Below are 2450 nucleotides of genomic sequence, written 5' to 3'. Positions count from 1 at the left end.
GGCCCCCCCCGCGGACCCCCCCCGGCGGTTGGCGGGGCTAACCCTTATTCGGGGGCGGCGGGGGTGTGCCCGGCCTGGCCCACCCACACTCCCACTCAGACGACGCAAATACTCGCGAGTCGGGTCGGCCACACAGACGGCGATATGTCGTCGGAAATCCCGAGGGCGCGCGGGGTCGCATCGCCGTGGCAGGGCAGGATTGGTGTGTCGATCGACAACCGGGACAAGGAGTTCACAGTGGGACAGGTCAGCGCCAGTAGTTCGATCACCGTTGCGGCCGATCCGAAGCGCGCGCTCGAAGCCGTGGCGGACTACGCGACGGTGCGCCCGCGCATCCTCTCCGCGCACTACCGGGACTACAAGGTCGTGGAAGGCGGCAAGGGCGAGGGCACCGTCGCCGAGTGGGTGCTGCAGGCCACCGAGAGCAGGCAGCGCAATGTGCGTGCCACCGTCTCGGTCTCGGGCGACACCGTGACCGAGCGCGACGCCAACTCCTCGCTCGTCACCACCTGGACCGTCACGCCGGAGGGCGCGGGCGCGAAGGTCACCCAGACCACCACCTGGCAGGGCGCGGGCGGCGTCAAGGGCATCTTCGAGGGCATCTTCGCCCCGCGCGGCCTGAAGAAGATCCAGGCCGAGGTGCTGGCCAACCTGCGGCGCGAACTGGCCTGAGCCGCCGATGCCCGGCCGCGCGGGGTGCGCGGCCGGGCATGCGGTTCCCGGTGGCCGGGCAGCTCACGCCCCGGCCGGGCTCGCCTCGGTCGCGATGTCGAACAGATTGCCCTCGGGGTCGGCCAGCGTGGTCCAGACGATGCCGTATTCGTCGAAGTCGCCCCGGTGTTCGGCGCCGAGGGCGATGGCGCGGTCCACTTCGGCCTGCCGGTCGGTGCTGTGCAGGTCCAGGTGCACCACGTTCTTGCCGGGATTGCGTTCGCCGACCTTCAGGAACATCAGCACCGGCTCCTGCTTCGCTTCCCGGCCGATGGAGGCGAAGAACTCACTGGCCTCCGAATCGACCTCGCGACCGAGCAGTTCGGCCCAGAAGCGGGCCTGAGCGGCGGGGTTGTCGCAGTCGAAGGTGACGGCGGCGATGGAAAGGGACATCCTGCTCTCCTCTGGTAGTAGGTCCTGCGGACGGTCGGGTAGTGGGTCCGGCGGTCACGCGCCGCGCGGGGACGCGTCGCGGCCTGCCGGGAAGGGTCAGGCCGGCCCGGCGACGGGCCAGCAGATCTCGGTGCGGTACTCGGCCGGGTCCTCGGTGTCGCCGGGGCCGACCAGATAGATTTCGCGGATCGCCTCCTCCAGCGACCGGTCCTGCTCGGCGACCTCGCTGCCCAGGGCGGCGTAGGTGCGGTCCACGTCGTCGAAGGAGCCCAGGTGCAGGGCGATCGCGACGTGGCGGGCGGGCAGCTCGACCGCCTCCAGACCCGCGGGCGGGGCAGCGCCGGTCAGCGGTTCGGCCACCGGGACGTAGGCGAGCACCTCGCCCGCGTCGTGGGTGAAGTAGTCCAGCGCGTAGGTCGCTCCGGCCGGTCCCGCGGGCAGTGCGCCCGCCGCGGCGATCGCGCCGTAGAGCCGGGGGAAGGCGGCGCCGCACCAGCGGTCGATGTCGTCCTTGCCGACCACCTCGCGCAGCGCGAGCGCGGGGGTCCGCGGCAGCACCCGGCGCCGCACCGGCACCGGGCGGGCGGGGGTGAGCAGGGCGCGCAGCGAGGCCACGACCTGCCTGGTCCGGCGCAGCTCGTCCTCCATGCGCTCCAGATGCGCGCGCAGCGCCGCGTCCCTGGTGGCGGGGTCCGGCGCGGCCAGCACGTCCTTGATCTGCGGCAGCGGCATGTCGAGCAGGCGCAGCCTGCGGATGAGCAGCGCCTGCTCGACCTGGTCGGTGCGGTAGCGGCGATAGCCCGACCCCCGGTCGACCTCGGCGGGCGCGAGCAGGCCGATGTCGTGGTAGTACCGCAGGGTCTTGACGCTGAGGTGGGAGAGCCGGGCGAACTCCCCGATGGCGACGGTCGCGGTCATGGCACACAGCGAACACCCTCCAGTACGGGGAGAGTCAACACGCGCGTGGCGTGTCGGCCCGGCTCCACGCCACCGGGCTCCACGCCACCGGGCAGCGGGTGCGGGCCAGTCCGTGAGGGGATGCGGGCTTGTCCGTGAGGGGATGCGGGCTAGTCCGTGAGGGCGAAGGCCAGCAGCAGCACGTCCTGGCCCGCCTGCCGCCACCAGGAGTAGCCGAGCCATACGCCGGGCACGATCTCGCGGATCTCGTCGTAGACCTGCGGGGTGGGGGAGGGCGCGTAGTCCAGTGCCCAGGCCGGGGCGCCGTCGGCGATGGAGGCGGTGCGGTAGATCGTGGCGGGCCAGGCATCGACGCCGACCGAGAGCCGGTTGGTGAGGGTGCCGCCGTCCGGGCCGGTGGCGAAGGTCTTGCCGATCCAGGCCAGCGG

Annotated in this window: 3 protein-coding genes and 1 pseudogene; 1 reads left to right on the top strand and 3 read right to left on the bottom strand. The window is 72.4% G+C overall.

All coding sequences use genetic code 11. The features are described from left to right. Positions 1 to 237 precede the first annotated feature (237 nt). Positions 238 to 672 (top strand): SRPBCC family protein, encoded by a 435-nt coding sequence (locus tag QH283_RS07595; RefSeq protein WP_280502309.1) that lies wholly within the window; start codon positions 238 to 240, stop codon positions 670 to 672. A gap of 63 nt (positions 673 to 735) precedes the next feature. On the opposite strand, the gene QH283_RS07590 is transcribed toward QH283_RS07595, so the two are convergent. The 3 genes and pseudogenes from QH283_RS07590 to QH283_RS07580 form a co-directional block, all read right to left on the bottom strand. Then, positions 736 to 1104, bottom strand: a complete 369-nt coding sequence (locus QH283_RS07590; protein WP_280502308.1) for a VOC family protein — start codon at positions 1102 to 1104, stop codon at positions 736 to 738. A gap of 96 nt (positions 1105 to 1200) precedes the next feature. Then, positions 1201 to 2022 (bottom strand): MerR family transcriptional regulator, encoded by an 822-nt coding sequence (locus QH283_RS07585; protein WP_280502307.1) that lies wholly within the window; start codon positions 2020 to 2022, stop codon positions 1201 to 1203. A 149-nt stretch (positions 2023 to 2171) separates the two neighbouring features. After that, a pseudogene (locus QH283_RS07580) lies at positions 2172 to 2450 on the bottom strand (hypothetical protein); the annotation flags it as partial.

The sequence above is a fragment of the Nocardia farcinica genome (assembly GCF_029867845.1).
In the GTDB taxonomy this organism is placed as follows: domain Bacteria; phylum Actinomycetota; class Actinomycetes; order Mycobacteriales; family Mycobacteriaceae; genus Nocardia; species Nocardia farcinica_A.
The sequence above is the reverse complement of the archived record's forward strand: the minus strand, read 5'-3'. Positions and strand labels throughout refer to the sequence as shown.